Origin of the sequence: Nakamurella sp. A5-74, assembly GCF_040438885.1 — a bacterium.
In the GTDB taxonomy this organism is placed as follows: domain Bacteria; phylum Actinomycetota; class Actinomycetes; order Mycobacteriales; family Nakamurellaceae; genus Nakamurella.
Window position 1 is genome coordinate 853,530 of record NZ_CP159218.1, and the last position, 17,846, is coordinate 871,375.

Annotated in this window: 23 protein-coding genes; 11 read left to right on the forward strand and 12 right to left on the reverse strand. The window is 68.4% G+C overall.

The window, feature by feature from the left end:
- Positions 1–250 precede the first annotated feature (250 nt).
- The 3 genes from ABLG96_RS03860 to ABLG96_RS03870 all read right to left on the reverse strand — a co-directional run bounded on the left by ABLG96_RS03860 (position 251) and on the right by ABLG96_RS03870 (position 2,039).
- Positions 251–478, reverse strand: coding sequence for a hypothetical protein (locus tag ABLG96_RS03860; RefSeq protein ID WP_353650098.1), 228 nt, complete (start codon positions 476–478; stop codon positions 251–253).
- A 13-nt stretch (positions 479–491) separates the two neighbouring features.
- Positions 492–1,436: a phosphotransferase gene (locus tag ABLG96_RS03865; RefSeq protein WP_353650099.1), complete on the reverse strand. Its 945-nt coding sequence runs from the start codon at positions 1,434–1,436 to the stop codon at positions 492–494.
- Between the two features lie 87 nt (positions 1,437–1,523).
- Positions 1,524–2,039, reverse strand: coding sequence for a MarR family transcriptional regulator (locus ABLG96_RS03870; RefSeq protein ID WP_353650100.1), 516 nt, complete (start codon positions 2,037–2,039; stop codon positions 1,524–1,526).
- 62 nt (positions 2,040–2,101) lie between these two features.
- Between ABLG96_RS03870 and ABLG96_RS03875 the strand changes: the two genes are divergently transcribed.
- Complete coding sequence (locus tag ABLG96_RS03875) at positions 2,102–2,467, forward strand: VOC family protein (protein ID WP_353650101.1); 366 nt, start codon at positions 2,102–2,104, stop codon at positions 2,465–2,467.
- A gap of 91 nt (positions 2,468–2,558) precedes the next feature.
- Here the strand turns inward: ABLG96_RS03875 and ABLG96_RS03880 are convergent, their stop codons facing one another.
- A complete protein-coding gene (locus ABLG96_RS03880; RefSeq protein WP_353650102.1) occupies positions 2,559–3,044 on the reverse strand; it encodes a winged helix-turn-helix domain-containing protein in 486 nt (161 codons plus the stop codon).
- A 47-nt stretch (positions 3,045–3,091) separates the two neighbouring features.
- Between ABLG96_RS03880 and ABLG96_RS03885 the strand changes: the two genes are divergently transcribed.
- Positions 3,092–4,117, forward strand: a complete 1,026-nt coding sequence (locus ABLG96_RS03885; RefSeq protein ID WP_353650103.1) for a S41 family peptidase — start codon at positions 3,092–3,094, stop codon at positions 4,115–4,117.
- A gap of 52 nt (positions 4,118–4,169) precedes the next feature.
- Here ABLG96_RS03885 and ABLG96_RS03890 read toward each other — a convergent pair whose 3' ends face one another.
- Positions 4,170–4,910 (reverse strand): alpha/beta hydrolase, encoded by a 741-nt coding sequence (locus ABLG96_RS03890; protein WP_353650104.1) that lies wholly within the window; start codon positions 4,908–4,910, stop codon positions 4,170–4,172.
- A gap of 73 nt (positions 4,911–4,983) precedes the next feature.
- On the opposite strand from ABLG96_RS03890, the gene ABLG96_RS03895 reads away from it, so the two are divergent.
- The 6 genes from ABLG96_RS03895 to ABLG96_RS03920 all read left to right on the forward strand — a co-directional run bounded on the left by ABLG96_RS03895 (position 4,984) and on the right by ABLG96_RS03920 (position 7,720).
- Positions 4,984–5,673, forward strand: a complete 690-nt coding sequence (locus ABLG96_RS03895; protein WP_353650105.1) for a WYL domain-containing protein — start codon at positions 4,984–4,986, stop codon at positions 5,671–5,673.
- Between the two features lie 196 nt (positions 5,674–5,869).
- Entirely contained in the window at positions 5,870–6,013 is a 144-nt protein-coding gene (locus ABLG96_RS03900) for a hypothetical protein (protein ID WP_353650106.1), read from the forward strand.
- 96 nt (positions 6,014–6,109) lie between these two features.
- Positions 6,110–6,217: a HipA domain-containing protein gene (locus tag ABLG96_RS03905; RefSeq protein WP_353650107.1), complete on the forward strand. Its 108-nt coding sequence runs from the start codon at positions 6,110–6,112 to the stop codon at positions 6,215–6,217.
- A 435-nt stretch (positions 6,218–6,652) separates the two neighbouring features.
- Entirely contained in the window at positions 6,653–6,916 is a 264-nt protein-coding gene (locus ABLG96_RS03910) for a hypothetical protein (RefSeq protein WP_353650108.1), read from the forward strand.
- Positions 6,917–7,019: 103 nt separating this feature from the next.
- Positions 7,020–7,391: a VOC family protein gene (locus ABLG96_RS03915; protein WP_353650109.1), complete on the forward strand. Its 372-nt coding sequence runs from the start codon at positions 7,020–7,022 to the stop codon at positions 7,389–7,391.
- Positions 7,392–7,480: 89 nt separating this feature from the next.
- Positions 7,481–7,720, forward strand: coding sequence for a hypothetical protein (locus ABLG96_RS03920; protein WP_353650110.1), 240 nt, complete (start codon positions 7,481–7,483; stop codon positions 7,718–7,720).
- 123 nt (positions 7,721–7,843) lie between these two features.
- On the opposite strand, the gene ABLG96_RS03925 is transcribed toward ABLG96_RS03920, so the two are convergent.
- From ABLG96_RS03925 to ABLG96_RS03935, 3 genes are all read right to left on the reverse strand, one after another.
- Entirely contained in the window at positions 7,844–8,005 is a 162-nt protein-coding gene (locus ABLG96_RS03925) for a hypothetical protein (RefSeq protein ID WP_353650111.1), read from the reverse strand.
- A 241-nt stretch (positions 8,006–8,246) separates the two neighbouring features.
- Positions 8,247–9,602 (reverse strand): MFS transporter, encoded by a 1,356-nt coding sequence (locus ABLG96_RS03930; RefSeq protein WP_353650112.1) that lies wholly within the window; start codon positions 9,600–9,602, stop codon positions 8,247–8,249.
- A gap of 30 nt (positions 9,603–9,632) precedes the next feature.
- Positions 9,633–10,817: a YbhN family protein gene (locus ABLG96_RS03935; protein WP_353650113.1), complete on the reverse strand. Its 1,185-nt coding sequence runs from the start codon at positions 10,815–10,817 to the stop codon at positions 9,633–9,635.
- Positions 10,818–10,895: 78 nt separating this feature from the next.
- Here ABLG96_RS03935 and ABLG96_RS03940 point away from each other — a divergent pair, with 78 nt between their 5' ends.
- On the forward strand, positions 10,896–11,819 hold the full coding sequence (locus ABLG96_RS03940; protein WP_353650114.1) for an AEC family transporter: 924 nt from the start codon (positions 10,896–10,898) through the stop codon (positions 11,817–11,819).
- A 36-nt stretch (positions 11,820–11,855) separates the two neighbouring features.
- On the opposite strand, the gene ABLG96_RS03945 is transcribed toward ABLG96_RS03940, so the two are convergent.
- Genes ABLG96_RS03945 through ABLG96_RS03955 form a run of 3 tightly spaced genes read right to left on the reverse strand, consistent with a single transcriptional unit; the run spans position 11,856 to position 13,143 of the window.
- The gene (locus ABLG96_RS03945; RefSeq protein WP_353650115.1) at positions 11,856–12,332 is read right to left on the reverse strand and encodes a hypothetical protein; all 477 of its coding nucleotides are present in this window, start codon (positions 12,330–12,332) and stop codon (positions 11,856–11,858) included.
- Positions 12,329–12,685 carry a sensory rhodopsin transducer gene (locus ABLG96_RS03950; RefSeq protein WP_353650116.1) on the reverse strand — a complete coding sequence of 119 codons (357 nt, stop codon included), beginning with the start codon at positions 12,683–12,685 and terminating at the stop codon, positions 12,329–12,331. Before ABLG96_RS03950 ends, ABLG96_RS03945 begins: the two co-directional genes overlap by 4 nt.
- A complete protein-coding gene (locus ABLG96_RS03955) occupies positions 12,682–13,143 on the reverse strand; it encodes a PPOX class F420-dependent oxidoreductase (RefSeq protein ID WP_353650117.1) in 462 nt (153 codons plus the stop codon). Before ABLG96_RS03955 ends, ABLG96_RS03950 begins: the two co-directional genes overlap by 4 nt.
- Positions 13,144–13,174: 31 nt before the next feature.
- On the opposite strand from ABLG96_RS03955, the gene ABLG96_RS03960 reads away from it, so the two are divergent.
- A complete protein-coding gene (locus tag ABLG96_RS03960) occupies positions 13,175–13,948 on the forward strand; it encodes an HAD family hydrolase (RefSeq protein ID WP_353650118.1) in 774 nt (257 codons plus the stop codon).
- 3 nt (positions 13,949–13,951) lie between these two features.
- Here the strand turns inward: ABLG96_RS03960 and ABLG96_RS03965 are convergent, their stop codons facing one another.
- Complete coding sequence (locus tag ABLG96_RS03965; RefSeq protein ID WP_353650119.1) at positions 13,952–15,031, reverse strand: hypothetical protein; 1,080 nt, start codon at positions 15,029–15,031, stop codon at positions 13,952–13,954.
- Positions 15,032–15,349: 318 nt separating this feature from the next.
- Here ABLG96_RS03965 and ABLG96_RS03970 point away from each other — a divergent pair, with 318 nt between their 5' ends.
- Positions 15,350–17,788, forward strand: a complete 2,439-nt coding sequence (locus ABLG96_RS03970; protein ID WP_353650120.1) for a 3'-5' exonuclease — start codon at positions 15,350–15,352, stop codon at positions 17,786–17,788.
- Positions 17,789–17,846 lie beyond the last annotated feature (58 nt).

Genomic DNA, 17,846 nt, shown 5'->3' on the forward strand with positions numbered 1-17,846 from the left:
GCATCCCGACCTCACCCGGTCGACCCTCCGACGTCATCGACGAGGCACGAGCCGGCTACGCAGACCTCGCCCCGGGTGTACGCACCGTGGTCGTGATGGTGCTGCCGGCGATCGTGATCCCACAGCGGCCATCCGGCTGGTCTCCTCGATCGCCGGCCGGGTGGTCAGCATCGTGTTGGCCATCGGTCTGGGCGTCGTGGTCCACCAGTACCTGGCGCAGATCTTCACCACCGTCTCGGACTGGCTGGGCTCAGGTGGTTGACCCATTCCGGGCCCCGACCACCGCACGGAGTCGAGCGATCTGATCCTCGAAGTCCGCCGGGTCGACCGGGCGCTCGATGAACGGATCCAGCGGCATCCCGGGGGAGCTGTCGTCCAAGTACCTGGGCAGCACGTAGGTGTGCAGGTGCGGGACCTTGTTGCCGAAGATGAGGTAGTTGAGCTGCGTCGGCCGGTGCACGGCGTGCAGTGCTCGCATCCGGCCACGGTAGCTAGGGAAGCGCGTTCAGCTCGTCGAGTGCGCGATGGCCGCGCTCGACCACCTCCGGAACGACACCATGGCGCCCATGACGAATGGGGATCTCGAGCATGTGAAGGATGTGTGCCGCTGCGAGCACCGTCGTGCTCTCCGAGCCGACCAGGTCGAGAATTCTCGTCCACAGCCGCCTTCGGACAGCGTCCAGCAGCGGATCGTGGAAGGTGTACCAGACGAGCGCGGTGAGGTCCGTCGCGCGCGTGCCGCTCCCGGCGTTCCCGACATCCACGACCGCCACCACCGCTCCGTCACGGACCAGGACATTGCCGGGGGTTGCGAGATCGGCATGGACCATGTCAGGGGCTTCTCGTGGTGGCGGGACGTCGGCACACCCGAGCCGCAGTCGCTGGACCAAGGCCGACACCACGGAGGAATGCTCCGGAAGCCTGGCCAAGGACTGGCGCAGAAGCGACTGCTCGGACGTCTCGTCGACATCCGGCCCGGTGACTGCCGATCCCTGACCGGTGACGACCCGCCAGGCGTACGACCAGTGGTCGTAGGGCTCGGAAGCTTGGCCGGCCTGGAGTTCGATGATCTCCATCAGCTGCTCGACGATGGACGGGGTCAGCTCTGGCACCGGAGCCGCGTCGACGAAGTCCATCAGATGCCACACATGAGTGGCTGTGGCCCCCACTGCGAGCCAGGCCGGGGTGGGATAGGCGTGCCGACGCATGTGCTCGGCCACTCTCCGGGCTCGCAACGTCCCGTCCAGCTGGTCGGGGTGTGCCCGGGGCACTGCTTTCAGAACTGCATCGGCCCTTCCGGCCAACTGGACGCGCACGGCACCCCCGTTCACGCCTCCGGGTAGCCGACCGAGAAGAGTGACCTCTGCGCCGACCATGCCGGCCACGTCGTCCAGGACCTCGGCCGGCAGCTCTTCGGGCTGGCTCCCCTGGTTCATCGGCTCGAAGGGCCGATCGCCGTCTCGGATGGCCGGTCCCGCCGATGCGCGTCGTTCAGGGCCCCGTAACGCGAAGAACTCACTCGGTCAGTATGCCGCGAGCCTCCCCGGCTCTGGCTCCACGACCGGGTGGAGGTCCGTTGCGGGGCCCGCGACGGTACGTGCACAGGTGAGCAGGTTCTGCAGCAGCCGTGTTCGATCGTCGGCATCGAGGGCGGCGACCATCCGGTCCTCCACCTGTCGCACTGCCGCGCTGGCCCGTCGCAGTAGCGCGGCGCCGGCCGGGGTGAGCTCGGTGGGCCGGGCGCGGCCATGCTCGACAGCAACCGGTCGCGTCAGCAGTTCCCGCTCCTGCAGACCGCGAAGCACGACGTTGGTCGACTGGCGAGACACGAACAGGCCACGTGCCAGTTCGGCATTCGACAGTCCGGGGTTCTGGCCCAGCTGCTCGAGGCACGAGTACTGGGACACCGTCAGCGCCGACGACTTCAGCGCGACGCCCATAGCCGTCCTGAGCGCACTGCTGGCCTGTTTCAACGTGTAACCGATCGACTCGGCGAGCGGACCGACACCGAGGGGAGGGCCAGATGCAGGTTGACTCATGTCAATATCATGACATACGTTGAACGGTGTCAGGACATTGACATCAACTTGGAGGAACACCCATGGCCATCACCGGACCGGACTTCATCGCTCTGCAGGTACGAGATCTCGAGGCGGCCGCCCGCTGGTACCAGCAACACCTCGGTCTCACCCGTGCCGCGGTGAGCCCGCCGCACGCTGTCGTGTTCGACACGACGCCCACGTTTGCGCTGCGAGATCCGCTGCCAGGGGTCGACCTCGACGCCATCCGACCCCGGCCGGGGGTGGGGGTCGCGCTCTGGATGGGCGACGACAACGCCGAGGCCCTGCACGATTCCCTCGCAGCCGCGGGGGTGTCGATGGTCGGCGAGCCGTTCCAGGGGCCCTTCGGCTACACCTTCACCTTCCTCGACCCGGACGGCTACGCCGTGACGGTCCACCAGGCATGACCGGGACGGTCCGGACGACCGGCACCCGACTCGAGGTCGAGGGTCCCTGCGGCGCCGGTGCATGCCGGCGCTGAACATCCGCGGCTGCCACTCATGGACTCATCGGGTAGAGCGAGACGAGCACGCCGTGGGTTCGGCCTCCGGGTGAGATCGGGAGCTCGTCGACGATCCCTTCCAGGGCCGCTCGCACGCGCAGTGCTTGCTCTTCGGTGAGCCTGACGTGGCGCAGGTGCAGCAGCACGTCATCACCGGCGGCGCGATCGGCAGTGGTCACCTGGGCGGCCACTGCCGTCAGCATCGCCGTCGTCGCGTCCGGATCCGACGTCCTGATCGCTCCGACGGCGATCTCGTAGTACTGCTCGGTGCCGCCGCGCACCTGTCGACGTGCAGCGGGCCGCACCATGCCGGCCTCGACGAGCACAGCCAGATGATGCGCGATGCTGCCCTTGTGGACCTGGAGTCGACGAGCCAGGCCGCTGATCGTCCCCTGCTCGCTGCGCAGGGCCATCAGTACCCGGTGACGCAGGGGATGCGCCAGGGCGCGGTGGCGATCGAGGTCGGTGACGGTGTTGTCCACGGATCAAGTGTCAAGAGTGTTTGACAGTCTGTCAACGGAGCGGTCCCATGGAACCCATGACCCTGGACATCGAGACCGCCCGCTCCGACTCCACCGAATTGGACGCCCCCGAATTCGACACCTCCGAGTTCGACGCCGCAGCGATCGCCACCCGCGCGACTCAACTCGTTCGCGAGCACTACGTGTTTCCCGAGGTCGGCGACCAGATTGCAGCGCTGCTCCTGGAGCAGCTGGCGAACGGGCAGTACGCCACTGCGACCACCGTCGCCGAGCTCGCAGAGCTCGTGACCGTCGATCTCCAGTCGCTGAACAGCGACCGACATCTGCGCCTCAAGCATCATCTCGATCCGCAGGCAGATCTGGCCGAAGATGATGCGCGGCAAGCGGTCTACGCTGCCCTGGCCCGCGACGACATGTCCGGCATCCGGCGCGTCGAGCGACTGGCCGGCAACGTCGGGCTGGTCTGCTTCGCCGACATGCTCCACTCGGCGGAGATCGTGGGCGGTGCCGTGGCGGCGGCGATGACGCTGATCGCGGAGACTCGAGCGCTGATCATCGATCTGCGGCAGAACCGCGGCGGCGATCCGGCCACCGTCGCACTCGTGATCAGCTACCTGGTCGACGAGCGAACGCACCTGAACTCGATGGTGCCTCGGGAGCCCTCGAAGGCTGCACAGCAGTGGACGCTGCCCTGGGTCCCCGGCCCGAAGTTCGGTGCGGACAAACCGGTCTGGGTGCTGACCAGCGCCGCGACCTTCAGCGGTGCCGAGGAGCTCGCCTACGACCTGCAACAGTTGGGCCGGGCGACGGTGGTCGGTGAGACCACGAAGGGGGGTGCGAATGCTCGCGAGGGTTTCACCCTCCACCCGCATCTCGAGCTGGCAGTCCCGGTCGTCGCAGCTCGCAATCCCGTGTCGAACTCGAACTGGGAAGGAGTCGGGGTGACGCCGGACGTCGCCGTCGATGCCGACAGCGCGCTCGACACCGCGTACCGACTCGCGCTGGAGGTCCTGGTCGCAGATGTGACGCTCGGCCCCGGGCTGCGGCGCGAGATCGCCACCGCGCAGGGGTGACAGCGATCGTGGTGTCCTGGTGTGGTGCAGCGGGTAGGCGGCGAGACGACCGTCAGCCAGCTGCGGCCGCGTCGGCGATGGCGGTGGCGAGGTCGGCGGATCGGCTCCACATCGGCCAATGGCCGGTAGGCAGGTCGACCAGCTCAAGATGCCGGAGAGTTGCCACTTCGGCCATCATGGGGTTCCCGTCCCTGGCCATCTTCAGCACTGTCTGCGTCGGAAACGAGCAGGCGATGATCGTGGCCGGGACGTCACGGCGTGCGTCGTTGTGCAGGTGCACGGCCTCACGCATGACGGATGCAGGCATCGGGACCGATCGTTCGCGGAACCGTTGCAGGTCTGAGTCGCTGAGGCCGGCGATGCTGCCTGCGAGATGCTCGAACGGCGGCAACGGCACCTCCGTCGCCTCGGGCGGGATCGAGTCGTCGAAGGCCGATCCATCGCTCGGTCCACTGTCGACATAGATCACGCGGGCGACGGCGGTGGGGTCGCGGTCCAGAAGCACAGACGTAGGAATTGCTGCGCCACTGTGCGCGACGAGCACCACTCGGGAGCTCTCAGCCGCAGCGCCCACGGCGGCGCCCAGTGCTTCGGCCTGGTCAGACACCGTCGTCGATGTTCGCTGGGGGTCGTCCGGGTCCAGTCCTGGCAACGTCACCGCGGTGACCCGGTGACCGCGGGCGCGTAGCTCGGCGGCCACCGCATCCCAGGCCCAGGCCCCGAGCCAGTGGCCGGGAATGAGCACGATCGAAGCCGCGGTCGTGGTGCTGGTCGTCTGGGTGTCGGTGTCCATACCGAGAGGATCTGTCCAGCACCGGACAACCGCATGTCACCAATACAGTCACTATTTTTGAGATGATTCCGGAGTGAACCGCACAGCGCGTCTGCACGCCCTGACCGAGTCATTGCGGCGGGCCGGCACCCGGGGTCGGACGGCGCACCAGTTGGCCGAGGAGTTCGACGTGACCGCCCGCACGATCAAGCGTGACCTCGCTGCGCTCGAGGTGGGTGGGCTCCCGGTGTGGGGAAGGACCGGGCCGGGCGGTGGGTACGGGCTGACGGAGTTCTCCGCGCTTCCGCCGGTGAACTTCACCGCTGCGCAGGCGTTGGCGCTCGCCGCCGCGGTGGCCGCCTCTGCCCAGGCGCCGTTCTCCGACTCGGCGCGCGCCGCGGCCCGCAAGGTACTCGACGTCCTTGATCCGGTCGCCCGCCGCCGAGCCGACGATCTGTCCCACCGTGTGTGGGTGAATGTCGGCCCCAGCGCCAGCCGCCGGGTCATGGACGCGCTCGAGCAGGCCATGATCGACCAGGTCACCGTGAACATGACCTACCACGACGCCCGAGCCCGCACCACTGAGCGCGAGGTCGAGCCGATGGTCTTCGCGCTCGACGGCGGCAGATGGCTGCTCGTCGGATGGTGCCGGCTGCGTGCGGACATCCGCTGGTTCGATCTGTCCCGTGTCCAGCGCGCCACCGCAACCCGCCACCCGTGCGCCGGCCACCACGTCGATGAGATCGGCACTCCGCCCGAGGCTGCGCGGCCGGCCGTCCTCTGACGACTTCGGACATGTTCGGCGGCGGATCCGGGCGGACGGCCCGACTCGCGAGATCAAGTCAGACGACGGCCGAAACCTGTTGTCCTGAAACAGTTCGGCCCGGCATCAACTGCACGTCTCCTGCTTCCGATCGGGTCCGCAGGATCTCGGTGCACGTGCGGCATTCGGTCAGCGCACTGTGTGGGCAGAGCAGGATGTGATCGAGAATGCCGGTGAGCTGCTCCAGTCGTCGGCGCTGCGTCTCGAGCTGCTGTTGGTGGCGTCGGATCTGGGAGAGCTGTGCAGCCGGATCGTCCGTGAGGAAGATCGTGCGGGTGCGGCCCAGGAAGGACTCGGGTGATGACGGACTCGACTTCTGACGTCTACGTCTACGTCTGGGTCTGGCCTGGTCGAGACGCTGCGTGAAGCCAGCGCCGATCCCGATGTCGGCCGAAAAATGTTCGCCCGCACCGCGTTCAACATCGCCATGTCCAACACCGACGACCACCTGCGCAACCACGCCGCATTCTGGGACGGGCAACGCCTCCACCTGACACCCGCATAGGACCTCGGTCCTGCCGCGCGGTCCGGAGACACTGCCTCGCAAGCCATCAGCTACTCCCGCTCCGGAGATCAGTGCCGCCAACTTCGCCGCACTCATCTCCTCCGCATCGCAACATGACCTGGGTCGAACAGAGGGAGCTGCCATCGTCGACAGCCTGATCGACTCGGTCCACCGCGGCTGGGACCTGGCCGCAGACCGAGCGCGGCCGAGCAGCGTCGACGGTGCCTGCCTGTGGGGCCGACAGATCCTGAACCCCGCCGCGTCCTACGGACTGCCCACAGGGACCTGACGCATCTGGCGATGTGCCCGAGCGGGGAACCAGCCGGCGCGAGTGCTGCGTTCCGATAGCGTCACCTGCGTGACTGTGTCCGCCCGCGTGGCCCACGCCCCGCTCGGTGCTGCGAGTTCGTCCACCGACACGGTGACGCAGCACCTGTGAACGAATGGATCGAAGTCGGGAAGCGCCAGACCGAGACGTGGCGCCGCAACAGCGGCACGCCGGTCGTCCGGGGGTGCTTCGTCTGGTTCGAGCCCGGGCGCGCGCAGCGCGGGGAGCCGCCCTGGCTGGCCGCGTACCTGGACTACAGCACAGGTGGCAACAGATCGGTTCCGGGCAGCAACACCGTGACGCAGGGATTCACCACCCTGGCCGAGGGCCAGGCGTGGATCGACGGTGTGGTAGATGCGGTGATGCAGTGACCACGGTGATCTCCGGGCGCGCTGTCGATCCTTCGCTCGTCCGTTCGTCAACTTCGTGCCGGCCACCTCTCGGTCCGGCATCGACGATCCCAGGAGGTCCCTGATGAAGGTGAAGGCGTCCATCGGTTGGTACGAGATCCGCGTGACGGATCTCGAGGCGGCGCAGGCGTTCTACACCGCCGTGTTCGACGTCCGGACCGCGCCGTGGGAGCAGGAGCAGTTCACTATGCTCGTCGACCCACAGGGCGCACCGATGTTCGCCCTGGAGCAGGTCACCACGGCGCCGCCGGGCGACGCGTACCTCCGTCCGACCTGGGACACCGATGACCTCGAGAGCACGTTGGCGCTCGTGCAGTCGGCGGGGGGAACCGTCACCCAGGTCCGCACGGAGATCGGCGGCGGTTTCGGCTGGTGGGCGGCGGGACGCGACCCCTTCGGCAACTATCTGTGCTTCTCGTCCTCCGTCGCTCCCTGACCCCGGGTTCACCCCGCATCCGTTGTGGACACCGTCACTACACTCGGAGGTGTCGACCGCGTCAGGGTCGCGGGTGCAAAGGGGCACTGATGACGAGACCACTGCTGTGTCGCATCGGGCTGCACGACTTCGAGGACTTCCCTGACCCCAACACCGAATCCGGCGGGCTGGAGAAGCAGGGCTACCGCGCGTGCACTCGGTGCAGCAAGGAGAAGGACAAGGCTGTCTATCTGTCCCGCTCAGGCAAGTGGCGGATGCCGGACGCCAGGCATCCGGCGACACCGGAGGGCACGCCGCTCAAGAAGCGCAAGGACCCGTCGGGATCCTGAGAAGCTGCATGAATTCGACGTGTCGAAGGCTGGAAGTGGTGCTCGAACAGGGCGATCAACGAACGAGCCGTTGATTTCGTGCGGGCTGGACCTGCAAGGGTCCCCGCCGGGCTTGATACGGGATCAACGCGGGCGGCTGGTGCGCCCACCGGTGGCGAAGCCGGCGACCGCGGCCAGGAAGCGGACGCTGTCGCTCATCCGGGTCCAGCGGGTGCCGAGTGGCCGGGCCGGTTCCCAGGGACTGGGGCAGTGGGTGCGTCGGGCGGATGCAAATTGATCGGACATGGGGTTCCACCTCTCGCGTGTCGGGATCGGGGCCTCACCCGGTAGACGTAGCGAAACGCGTGCTGGATCCGTCCGGCAACCGATTTTTCGTGGGTGGGCCGGTGGGATCTCGACTCGTTCCTCGCTCGATCACCAACGGCGACGGCGACAGGAGTCGGTGTCGGGTGGCGGGATCTCGACTCCTGCGTCACTCGATCACCGTCGGACCGCGGGCGACACGTACGGCGCCGCCCGATCAGAGTCAGGTGGCAGACGTCAGGGACTTGTCGACGGCGGGCTTGACGAACAGCATCGCGACGAGGCCGGCCAGCAGCACCAGGGCGATGCCGAGGATGCCGTAGCGGGTACCGCCGATCGCCGAGAACGCGCTGAACAGCAGCGGCGCGAGGAACGACACTGCCCGACCGGTCGTGGTGTACAGCCCGAACATCTGGCCCTCCCGGCCGACGGGGGAGACCCGCGCGAGGAAGGTCCTGGCGGAACTCTGCGCGGGTCCGACGAACAACGTGAGCACCAGTCCGAAGATCCAGAACATCGTCGGTCCGGATACGAACAGCAGGATCAGCGCGGTCACCACCAGCCCGGCGAGTGAGACGATGATGACCTTCTTCGGCCCGACCCGGTCATCGAAGCGGCCGGCGGTGAGTGCGCCGATCGCCGAGACCACGTTCGCGGCGATCCCGAAGATGAGCACGTTCGCCGCGGTCAGTTCGTAGACGTCCACCGCCAGCACGGCGCCGAGGGTGAACACCGCAGCGAGGCCGTCCCGGAACAGCGCGCTGGCCAGCAGGAAGAACACCGAGTTGCGGTCGGTGTGCCACAGCTCGCGGATCTGCTGGAACAGCAGGCGGTACGAGGCGAAGAAGCCGACCCGTTTCTCCTTCGGCAGGCCCGGCGTCTCCGGGACCGCGAACAGCACCGGCAGCGCGGACACCGCGAACCAGATCGCCGCGATCACCGCGACGATCCGGATGTTCAGCCCGCCCTCGGTGGTCACCGCGAACAAACCGCGGGTGTCCCCATCCCCGGCGATGAACCCGACATAGCTGATGAGCAGCAACACGATCCCGCCGAAATAGCCCATCGACCACCCGAACGCAGACACCCGGCCAATCGTTGCGGGAGTGGAGATCTGGCGCATCATCGCCGAGTACGAGACCTCGGCGAAGGACGCGAACACCGAGGCGATCCCGAGCAGGGCGGCACCGATCCAGAAGTAGGAGGAAGCGTCCTTGACGAAGAACAGCGCCAGCATGCTGAGAACGATCAGCCCGGTCCAGACCCCGAGGTTGCGTTTGCGGTGACCGCCGGCGTCCGCCCGCTGGCCGGTGACCGGCGCGAGCAGCGCGATGAACAGACCGGCGACGCCGAGAGCGAGCGAGTAGTACGTGGCGCCGCTTTCGATGCAGTCTGCCGTGGCGCACTTGTTGTTCTCGTCCAGACCCGCGACGCCCTGCACCAGGTACACGGAGAAGACGAACGTCAGGATGACGGCGTTGAACGCAGCCGACCCCCAGTCCCACAGACCCCACGAGACGACCTGCTTCCGGGTCGGCGGCTGGGTGGCTGCTGACGGAGACACGGCTGCGCTGGTCATCTGCGAAGACTAGAGCCCGGACCTCACCGATCAACCAACAGCAGGTGGCGATTCGCCGGATCCTGGTGCTCCGGCCGGCCTGCGGTCCTTGCGGGCGTCGCGGAACGACACCGCAGCCATGATGCTGAAGCCGAACGGGATCAGCAGCCAGCACGAGAACAACCGGTAGATCACCACCGCCGCCGCCGCAGCGCCGGTGGCGGCGCCGGCCGAGACCAGGCCCGCCAACAGGGATGCCTCGACGATGCCGATCCCGCCGGGCGTCACCGGGATCTGCCGCACGACCTGGATGCCCAGGTACAGCAGCGCGAGCTGCCACACGTCGACCGATAGGTCGAAGGCGCGGGTGGCCGCGTACAGGCTCAGCGCGTCGAGCAACCAGTTGGCCACCGATTGCGTGAGCGCCAGGTTCCAATCCTTGCGCGGCACGCGCTCGGCGCGGCGGAACGCTTCCAGCGCATGGCGTCCGGCGGCACCGAGCCAACGGTGCCGCTGCTCGTAGCGATCCAGGCGCGGTGTCGAGGCACTCACCGCAGGACCTGATCGACGGGTGATCCACCAGATGGCGAACCACACCGCACCGACCGCCACCACGCCGATCACCAGTGTCAGCACTGGGTACTCACCGCCGATGTCGGACAGCCTGGTGGTGGTCGCGAGCACCGCTCCCACCAGGTAGAGCAGGACCAGCGCCACCACGGAGAAGACGCCGGACAGCAACAGCACGGACGCCGCTGTCGACGCGGACGCTCCAGCGGTGCGGAACTTGCGGTAGGAGTAGCCGGCGGAGACTGCGCCGCCGGCCGGGATCGACATCGAGATGGCGGTGCTGGAGTAGGCGATCGCGCCCATTCGGCCGTAGCTGATCGGCACCCCGAACGCACGCATCAGGCGTCGCTGCTGACGGATGAGCATGCCGATAGAGGCGAGCTCGAGGGCGAACGCGGCGAACACCCACCACCAGTTGGCGTCGCCGAGCGCATCGAAGAACTGCTGCGGATCAGGGAACCGGGAGCGCAGCACGGCGAAGACCACCAGCGCGATGACCACCCCGCCGACGATCCGCAGGATCGTGCCGCGGCGGCTGGGTGCGCCCTGTCCGGGTGCGGGGTTCTGCTGTTCGGGGCTCCGGGTCGTTTCGACCACCGGCGGCTCTGCGACCACCAGTTCGGGCGCGCGGTCGTCCTGCGCTGCAGGCTCGACCGGTGTACTCATCGGACCATCGTCCCTGATCCGGTTGTGATCCGGTGCAGGGGAGTGCCCGCAGCCGGCCGCGGATGCAAAGGTTGATCGGTGTCGTCCATTCTGCAAGGCCTAGGCGTACTGGCGGTCGTCATCGCTGTCGGCTTCCTGCTCGCCCGGTTCCGGGTGCTGCCGGAGGGCACCCAGCAGATCCTCGCGCGGCTGGTCTTCTTCGTCGCCACCCCCGCGCTGCTGTTCCGGACGCTGTCGGGGGCGCCGGTGGGAACTGTGCTGTCGTCGGCGCTGGGAGTCACCGCGATCACCACGGCAGTCGGTGCGATCGGCTACCTGGTGATCGCGCGAGTACGCCGGAAGTCATTGGGGGAGAGCGTGATCGGCGCACTCGCCTCGAGCTACGTGAATGCCGGCAACCTGGGCATCCCGCTCAGCACCTACCTGTTCGGAACGGCGGCCTACGTCGCCCCGGTGATGATGTACCAGTTGATCGTGCTGGCGCCCATCGCCTTCGTGGCCCTGGACATCGCCGAGACGGGGAAGCGGCCGTCCGTGCTGCGGGTGGCGCTGCAACCGGTGCGCAATCCACTCGTGCTGGCCTCTGCGCTCGGAGTGGTGATGGCACTGGGCGGGTGGTCGTTGCCTGCGGTGGTGGTCCGTCCGATCGACATGATCGCCGGAATCGCCGTCCCCGGTGCGCTCATCGCCTTCGGGATGTCGTTGTACGGGGCGCCGCTCCCCGGTCGGACCGGCAGTCGGACCGAGCTCACGCTCATCGCCGTGCTGAAGATGCTGGTGCTGCCGGTGGTGGCCTACTGCCTGGGGCAGTTCGTCTTCCAGATGGATCCTGTCGCCGTGCTGGCCGCGACCCTCGCGGCTGCGCTGCCGACCGCGCAGAACGTGTTCGTCTATGCGATCCGCTATCACGTCGGTGAGGCGCTCGCCCGGGAGGCAGTGCTGGTGACGACGATCCTGTCCGTCCCGGAGTTGATCGCGGTCGTCGGCATCGTGCACCGCTGAAGTGAGCGGCGGCCGAAGCGATTCGGGCAGAACGACTCACTCCGGCGCGGCCAGCGCCGTCGTCCAGAGGTCGTGGGCGTCGTACAGCGCGGCCACCTCGTCGAGATCGACCGGGACCGCAGCGCTCCCGATCGAGGGCGGGACCGCTGCCGCGACCCACCAGTCGGCACCCGGCAGGCCGGCGGAGGCATAAGCCCGGGAACCAGGATCCCGTGCTGTGAACGTCGACCGGGCGGTGGCCGTCACCTCGCCGTGTGCCGGTTCCCACACCGCGATCCGTCCGTCGTCGGCAAAGCCGATCACCACGACGTCGAACCAACGCCAGAGCACCACGGCCCGACCGTCATCGCCGGGGGCCAGTGCGACCAGATTCCCCGGCGAGACCCGCTCGCGGTGCGGCGTCGGGAACTGCGGGGCGAAGCGTGCGGTCTGGGCTCCGGCGGGGCCGCTCACCTCGCAACTGCCATCCTCGACCCGGAGCACCACCGCAGTGCTCAGTGCGGGCGTGCTCACTGTCGCGGCACCGGGATGGCTGTCATCAGTGCATAGGCAGGGGCGGTCGTGTCCAGCCGGCTGTACTGCAGGTGGATCTCGTCGTCGCTGCGCACGACGATCCCGTAGGGCACGCCGACCGGGATCTGCAGGCCGCCGAACTGGGCAGGGTCGGCGCTGCGCAGGTGATGACAGCTGCGGGGCCCGATCCGGATCGGGCTCGACGCAGCCGACTCGCGATCGGCGAAGTAGACCTCGATGATCAGCACCGCCTCGGCGTCCGCATCGTTCAGGACGCAGAGCGACCCGTGCGAGGCGTGCACGGTCGAGAGCTCCGGCAGGTAGCAGTCCGGCAGGTACCAGCGGGTGCTCATGCCAGCCGGGCGGGGAAGCCACCGGTGGCGACCGGACCCCACCGCTCGGGGGTGACGCGGATCAAGCACTTGCCCTGCTCGATCATCGCCGTGCGGTACTCGTCCCAATCGGAGTGCTCGCCGGAGATCGAGCGGAAGTACTCCACCAGCGGCTCCAGTGCCTCCGGTAGATCCAGGCTCTGGGCGGGCCCGTCCACCTGGACGTAGGCGCCGCCGAAGTCGTCGCTCAGCACGACGACACTGGCCCTGCCCGTCCGGGTGATGTTCCTGCTCTTCGCGCGTTCCGGATAGCTGGCGATGACGATGCGGCCCTCGGAGTCCAGCCCGCCACTGACCGGGGAGCTCTGCAGCGAGCCGTCCTGGCGGAAGGTGCTGATGACCATCTGGTGGCGGGGACGGACGAACTCCAGGAGAGCGTCCTTCTCGACGGAGGTCGCAGTCGCGACGGTGCGTGCCATCCGCCCAGTGTGCCGCAGATGACGGCAGGTGATGACGCTCACGCAGGTGACGCTCGACGGCTCAGCGACGCAGGTGGTCGAGCGCCCGGACGGTGCCGGCCACTACGCTCGTGCGGTGCTGACGCCCCAGACCCTGCTCATCGACGCGGACGACACGCTGTGGGCCAACAACATCTACTTCGAGCAGGTGACCGCGGACTACCTGCGCTGGCTCGCGCATCCCACCCTGCAGCACGCGGACATCCGGCAGATCCTGGACGACATCGAGCGCGCGAACATCCACACCGCCGGGTTCGGCAGCCTCGCCTTCCTGCAGAACCTGCGGGAGTGTTTCCAGCTGTTGATGCAGCGGCCGGTCGTGGACCGGGAAGCCGCCGAGATCGATGCGATGGCCACCGCTCTGCTGGAGCACCGCATCGATCTGTACGACGGGGTGGCCGACACCCTCGTCGAGCTGGGTCTTCGGCATGACCTCAAACTGGTGACCAAAGGCCACGTGCCGGAACAACAACGCAAGATCGACGCGTCCGAGCTGGCGCCGTACTTCTCCTCCACCCACATCGTGCCGACGAAGCAGGCACACACCTACCGGGACCTCGTCACGGAGCTGGCGCTGGACGTGTCGGCGACCTGGATGATCGGCAACTCCCCGGCCTCTGACATCAATCCTGCCCGGGAGGCCGGCCTGCGGGCGGTGTACATCCCCAACCCGGACACCTGGGTGCTCGAGCATGCGGCTGTCGATCCGGACGACACCGGAATCCTCACACTGCAGCGGTTCTCGGACTTGTCGACGGTGTTCTGAGGCTCAGCAGAATGCCCAGGGAGTGTCCCGTTGCTGGCGGGTCCGGATGAGGATCGAGGGCCGTTCCTCCGTCACGGCGTACCGCAGCGTGGACCCGACGATCGTGCTCCGCGCCGTGAACAACTGCGTGTACGGCTGTCTCGAGACCGGGGAGTCCACGGTCTGCAGGATCGCTGTGCGGACCGGCAGATCCGCAGTCGCAGCAGCCGCATCGGCGTAGCCGACCCGGATCTGGCCGGCCTCGTCACCCGTGACGGCAACCACCGCCCCGCTCACCGCCTGCCGGTCGCCCGCGGCATCGAGAGCTCCCAGGAACTGCTGGACTGCCTGCGGCGTACCCCTGCCACCCAGGGCTTGCGCCGGATCGGTGCATGCGCGTGGCCCTGAGTCGATCGCCACGTAGTCCGCAGGCGGTAGGTCCGCGACCAGGTCCGCCACGCCGGCGACGCCGGCCAGGGATGCACCGGGAGCCGGCATCGCCCAGGAATCCTGCGGGCCGGAGACCAGCAGGTGCAGGGCCGGGTACACGGTCACCCCCGACAGGAACAGTTGTCCGAACTTCCCGTCGCCGAGCGACTTCGGCACGAAGAACGGAGCCTCGTCGCTGCCGGTCCGCGTCATCCCGTCCGCCTGCAAGGAGTCGATCACCTTCTGCATGTCCAACGAGGATCGCAGCCGGTAGATGGTCACCGGCGGTCCGTCGACCTGCGGGCGGATCTCGGTGTCCACGTCCAGACCGTTCCAGGCCACCCCTTCGAGCATGGGGGTGTAGATCAACAGGTTCGATCCGAGCCCGGTGGCCATGAGCTTCGAGCTGAACTGTTTCGCTTCGGCGGAGTTCGCGCCGGTCTCGCTGGTCACCCCACTGAGTCCCCAGCGCTGCTTGGACGTGGCGAGGTCGGACACCTCGGCGGAGCCGGCAACCGCCGGCACCAACGCCAGCGCTTCGGCGAGCCGGTCTGCGCCCGGTGAAGTCGCCGTCCCGTTGGTGGTGGCGGTCCCCGCGACCGTGCTGGTGCAGGCGCTCAGCAGCACCACGAGCGCAGCGGTCACGGACGTCCACAGGTTCCGGCGGGTGCGCATGCCCGCGATGGTAGGGCGGATCGACGCATCCCGGGCCCGGTACGAGGACACCCGGCGGCGCTTCCCCGGCGCTTCCCCGGCGCGGTCCGCATCCGGTGCGGCGGTCGGGTCGGCACCGCCGCGCGCCTCGGGTAGGTTTGACCCCCCATCCTGCTGCGCTCGGCAACGGCCGCGGAATCGGATCCCACGGTCCGACGGGGACGGCTCGACAGGCACCGCCGCCCGTCGGACGGGGAGTGAGGCAGCCACGCGGTTTCCTCACGGATCGGTCGACGCACGCGATGGCTCCTCTCCAGGAGCCGCAGCCCGAGGAGTCAGATGTCGAGCAGTACGGGTTCCAGCAGGGCCGGCCACACCAGTTCCGATTCCACTTCCACGCACGGCCACAGCCCGGACGGCGCGACGAGCGACGCAGTGTCTCCTCCGGAGCAGCGCGACGCCCTGGAGCCGGAGCAGCGCGGCGCCCTGGAAGAAGAACAGGTCCACCTCGACACGATGTACGCCAGGCTCGCGGTGATGCGGGCGGACGCGGTCCGGCGCAAGGACGACGCCCGTTTCTCCTCCGACGGCACTCCCTCCGGGCGGTTCACCCGCGACGCGCTGCAGTACCGCTACGCGGAAGAGATCGCCACGCTCTCCGCCGCCGAATCGAAGCTGTGCTTCGGGCGGATCGACGACGAAGACGGCGAGCACCGGCACATCGGCCGGATGGGGATGACGGACGGTAGCCAGGAGCGCCGCCAGATCCTCATCGACTGGCGCGCGCCCTCGTCGGCGCCGTTCTACACGGCGACCGCGCTCACCCCGCAGGGGGTGGTGCGGCGGCGTCATCTGCAGACCCGCCGCAGCAAGGTGCTCTCGGTGGCAGACGAGTTCCTGCAGGCGTCGGATCTCGGCGATCCGCGAGACTCCCAGGATCTCGGATCGGCCGGCGACTCGGCGCTGCTGGAAGCGCTGAACGCGCCGCGGACCGGCCGCATGCACGACATCATCGCCACCATCCAGGGCGAACAGGACACCATCATCCGCTCCGACCGGGCGGGTGTGCTCGTCGTACAGGGTGGTCCCGGCACCGGTAAGACCGTCGTCGCCCTGCACCGGGCAGCCTTCCTGCTCTACACCCACCGGGACCGGCTCGGGGGCCACGGAGTGCTGGTGATCGGTCCGAACCGGACGTTCCTGGACTACATCGGTCAGGTGCTGCCCTCGCTCGGCGAATCGAGCGTGGTCCTGGCAACGCCCGGCACGCTCTTCCCCGGCGTGCAGGCGACGGCGGTGGACGACCCCGAGGTCGCCGAGGTGAAGGGCCGCGCGTCGATGGCAGGCGTCCTCGACAACGCCGTGCTGGACCGGCAGCGGATGCCGCGCAGGGCCAGGGTGATCGAGTACGACGGTGGCTCTCTCCGGCTGGAGCCCGGCATGCTCACCAAGGCGCAGCGTCGTGCCTGGGGTTCGCGGCTGCCGCACAACCGTGCGCGCCAGATCTTCCTGCGGTCCGTGCTCGACTCGCTGGCCAGGCAGATCGCCGGCCGACCCGGCGTCAAGCAGGCGCCGGAGGAAGAAAGCATCTCTCCCGCAACGGATGTTGCGTCGATCCGCAAGGATCTGCAGACCGATGATCGGATCGTCGCCGCGCTGTCGGAGCTGTGGCCGGCGCTGACCCCGCAGCAACTCGTCGGCGATCTGCTGTCGGATCCGCGTCGACTCGATTTCGCCGGGCCCACCATCTCGCGCCGGACCAGGCCGGCGATGATCCGGCCCGCCGGGTCGCCGTGGACGGTCGGGGACGTGGCGCTGCTGGACGAGGCAGCGGAACTTCTCGGTGAGATCGGCGTCGTCGATCGAGCGTGGTCGCAGCACCGGGCCGAGGAGGTCGCCTATGCGCAGGAGGCGCTCGACGCCCTCGCCGATGCCGGTGCGGACCAGGAGGATTCCGGAATCGGCTTCACCGTCGGCATGGTGAGCGCCGAGGATCTCGCGGACATGAACACCGAGGACCGGATCGGGGCGACGACCGCGGATCGGGCTGCCGGTGACCGTGAGTGGACGTACGGCCACGTCATCGTCGACGAGGCGCAGGAGCTGTCGCCGATGACCTGGCGGACGGTGATGCGCCGGTGTCCGGTCAAGTCGATGACGCTGGTGGGCGATGTCGCGCAGACCTCGAATCCGGCGGGCACCACTGACTGGGCTCGCGTGTTGCGGCCGCACGTCGCCGATCGCTGGCGGCTCTCCGAGCTGACCGTCAACTACCGCACGCCCGCGGAGATCATGGACGTGGCAGCTGGTGTGCTGCAACGGATCGACCCGCTGCAGTCGGTGCCCACCTCGGTCCGCGAGAGCGGTGTCCGCCCCTGGTCGCTGCAGGTCGAGGAGGCCGAACTGGGTGGCGCTGTCGCAGCATCGGTGGCGGCCGAGCTCGGCCGGTTGCCGGCCGGTCAGCTCGCCGTGCTGGTCCCGGAGGAGCGCCAGCGGGAGATCCTCGCCGCGGTGCGGGCACAGGTTCCGGCGGCGTCCGGTGAACCGGGTCCCGATCACCGGGTGACGGTGTTGACGGTCCGGGAGTCCAAGGGACTCGAGTTCGATGCGGTGGTGTTGGTGGAGCCGAGCCAGATCGTCGCGCGGTCACGACGCGGCGAGGCCGACCTGTACGTCGGGCTGACCCGGGCGACCCAGCGGCTCGCGGTGATCCACAGCCTGCCGTTGCCGGACGGTCTTTCGCTGGCGGCGATCACCGAGCAGCAGCGGCAGGAGTGACGAAAATCGACGCGATGACGGAGGTGAGAAACGGCTGCGCTGTGCGCAGTGGAGGAAT